Origin of the sequence: Bradyrhizobium sp. (assembly GCF_035701725.1) — a bacterium.
Lineage (GTDB): Bacteria > Pseudomonadota > Alphaproteobacteria > Rhizobiales > Xanthobacteraceae > Bradyrhizobium.
Genome location: NZ_DASSRP010000110.1, coordinates 1 through 2,695, shown reverse-complemented (window position 1 = coordinate 2,695; position 2,695 = coordinate 1). Strand labels below are relative to the sequence as shown.

The 2,695-nt window shown below is 63.3% G+C and carries 3 protein-coding genes and 2 pseudogenes; all 5 read left to right on the top strand.

Annotated features, from left to right (window positions below):
- Nucleotides 1-165: pseudogene (locus tag VFL62_RS05980) on the top strand (pyrimidine 5'-nucleotidase); the annotation flags it as partial.
- A 113-nt stretch (nt 166-278) separates the two neighbouring features.
- Nucleotides 279-1,124, top strand: a complete 846-nt coding sequence (gene dapD / locus VFL62_RS05975; RefSeq protein WP_325171451.1) for a 2,3,4,5-tetrahydropyridine-2,6-dicarboxylate N-succinyltransferase — start codon at nt 279-281, stop codon at nt 1,122-1,124.
- 104 nt (nt 1,125-1,228) lie between these two features.
- Nucleotides 1,229-1,738, top strand: coding sequence for a DUF805 domain-containing protein (locus VFL62_RS05970; protein WP_325171450.1), 510 nt, complete (start codon nt 1,229-1,231; stop codon nt 1,736-1,738).
- Between the two features lie 76 nt (nt 1,739-1,814).
- Nucleotides 1,815-2,477, top strand: a complete 663-nt coding sequence (locus tag VFL62_RS05965; RefSeq protein ID WP_325171449.1) for a DUF805 domain-containing protein — start codon at nt 1,815-1,817, stop codon at nt 2,475-2,477.
- Nucleotides 2,474-2,695: pseudogene (locus tag VFL62_RS05960) on the top strand (succinyl-diaminopimelate desuccinylase); the annotation flags it as partial. The gene VFL62_RS05965 and the pseudogene VFL62_RS05960, both read left to right, overlap by 4 nt.

The window sequence follows — 2,695 nt, the reverse complement described above, 5'->3', positions numbered from 1 at the left end:
CTCGTGGTCCCGCACCAGCTCGGCATGACCACCGTGCTGGTGGTGCCCGACGGCACGCAGGAGGTGGTGCGCGAGGACTGGGAGCTGGAGGGCCGCGACGACCCTTACGTCGACTACGTCACCGACGACCTGACGAGGTTTTTGCAGGGGTTGGTGAGCGGTTAGGACCGCGTTCTCGCTCACCCTCTCCCCTTGTGGGAGAGGGTAGCAGCCCGCCTTGACTCCCCCGCCTCAAATTCCGAAAAAGCCGCTTCCGATCGCCTATCCAAGGAACAACAATGTCCGCTGCCGCCCTCGAATCCACCATCAACGCCGCGTTCGACGCCCGTGAGGGCATTTCCGCCTCGACCAAGGGCGAGGTTCGTGACGCCGTCGATCATGCACTCGATCTGCTCGACAAGGGCGAGGCGCGGGTGGCGACGCGCGAGGCCGACGGCAAATGGAAAGTGCATCAGTGGCTGAAGAAGGCCGTGCTGCTCTCTTTCCGCCTCAACGACATGGCGGCGATCGCCGGCGGCCCCGGCAAGGCGTCCTGGTGGGACAAGGTGCCGTCGAAATTCGACGGCTGGGGCGAGAACCGCTTTCGCGACGCCGGCTTCCGCGCCGTGCCTGGCGCCATCGTCCGCCGCTCGGCCTTCATTGCGCGCAATGTCGTGCTGATGCCGTCCTTCGTCAATCTCGGTGCCTATGTCGATGAAGCGACCATGATCGATACCTGGTCCACCGTCGGCTCCTGCGCCCAGATCGGCAAGCGCGTCCACATTTCGGGCGGCGTCGGTATCGGCGGCGTGCTGGAGCCGCTGCAGGCCGAGCCTGTGATCGTCGAGGACGATTGCTTCATCGGCGCCCGCTCGGAGGTCGCCGAGGGCGTGATCGTGCGCAAGGGCGCGGTGCTGTCGATGGGCGTTTTCCTCGGCGCCTCGACCAAGATCGTCGACCGGGAGACCGGCGAGATCTTTGTCGGCGAGGTTCCGGAATATGCGGTGGTGGTACCCGGCACCCTGCCGGCGAAACCGCTCAAGAACGGCCAGCCGGGCCCGGCGACCGCCTGCGCGGTCATCGTCAAGCGGGTCGACGAGCGCACGCGCGCCAAGACCAGCATCAACGAATTGCTGCGCGACTAGCATCTTGCTGCGCGACTAGCGTCCGCCCCGGTCGAACCTGAGCCCGGTCTGCCGAGACTAAGCTTTCGGCCGCGACGCCTGCCCGCGGCGCGGAGGCTCGCGATATGGCTTGGATTTGGCTGTTGTTCAGCTTCAGGGGTCGTACCGGCCGCGCCCGATATCTCGTCGTCGAGCTTGCCCTGCTCACATTCTGGCTGACGCTTTGGCTGAAGCAGCCGGAGTACCTGTCGTCCCCGTGGGAGCACTGGTTGGCCGCGATCGCGCTGATCTGGATCAACCTCGCGGTGACGGCCAAGCGGCTGCATGATCGCGACCGCAGCGGCTGGTGGGCGGTGGCGGTCTTCGCCGTCAACCGCCTGTCCTATCTGTATTACGGCCTTTTCTTCGGCCTCGCTTTTGGCGTCGATATTTCGATGGCCGCCGAACTCCTGCTGGTGACTGCTGCACTTGCTCTTTCGCTTCTGCAAACCTGGGCGATCATCGAGTTGTTCTTCCTGCCTGGCACCGAGGGTGCCAACCGATTTGGACGGGACCCGACCGCTACACCCAGTTCTCCGATCGGCCTCGTTCAGCCAGCGGCGAGCGTTCCGGATTTTCTGATATCTCGCCGTTAATTCCCAGCCGACCGACCACCGGCTCGAACCTGACCCGCTTTTCTCGCGACTAACCTGCAACACCGAGGGACTTGCGATGGACTGGGTCTGGTTCCTGTTTGCATTTGACGGCCGCATCAACCGCGCCAAGGCATGGCTCGCTTTGCTGGTCATCCTGTGCTGGATGATTTTCATCGCCGGGATCCTGCTTTTCATCGACGGAATGTTCGGCAATCCTGTGAAGTCAGTCCATTTCAACCTCAATGACGTCTTCGCATTCGTCGATCCCGCCGTTCTGCATGTGGCGATCGCACGTCTGCGCGAGGGCAAGGAGGCGTCTCCGGCCCACCTCGTCGTGACATTCTTCCACACCGCCGGCACGCTGCTGTTTGCCTGGGTTTACCTCGCAACCTCCGTCAAGCGGTTGCACGACCGCAACAGGAGCGGCTGGTGGGTCGTTCCCTTTTTCGTCGCGCCGGGACTCTACGCTCAATTTGCGGATCGGCTGCCGGATTCCACCCTGATGTTTCCGCTCGCACTGACGATATTCGCTTTGATGATCTGGGGCTTTGTCGAGATCTATTGCCTGAAGGGCACGCGTTGGACCAACCAGTTCGGACCCAATCCGCTGCCCAAGGAGCAGACGCGCCCACGCAGCAGCCGCTCCAGCAGTGCCGGCTGGGACCAAACAAGCTCGATCGAACTTGTTCCGCATAGTGCTGGCTCTCCAGCCAACATGCATGTTAAGCGGGGGGCATGACTGATGCCCTTTCGATCACCCGCGATCTCGTCCGCTGCCCGTCCGTAACCCCCGCCGATGCCGGCGCGCTTGGCGTGCTGGAAAAGCTCCTCACAGCTGCCGGGTTCGACGTTCATCGGGTCACCTTCAGCGAAGCCGGCACTGCCGACGTCGACAATCTCTACGCGCGCATCGGCAACTCAGCGCCGCATCTTTGCTTCGCCGGCCACACCGACGTT

Coding starts and splice junctions, on each gene's coding strand:
- dapD (WP_325171451.1), top strand. CDS start 279: ATGTCCGCTGCCGCCCTCGAATCCACCATCAACGCCGCGTTCGACGCC.
- VFL62_RS05970 (WP_325171450.1), top strand. CDS start 1,229: ATGGCTTGGATTTGGCTGTTGTTCAGCTTCAGGGGTCGTACCGGCCGC.
- VFL62_RS05965 (WP_325171449.1), top strand. CDS start 1,815: ATGGACTGGGTCTGGTTCCTGTTTGCATTTGACGGCCGCATCAACCGC.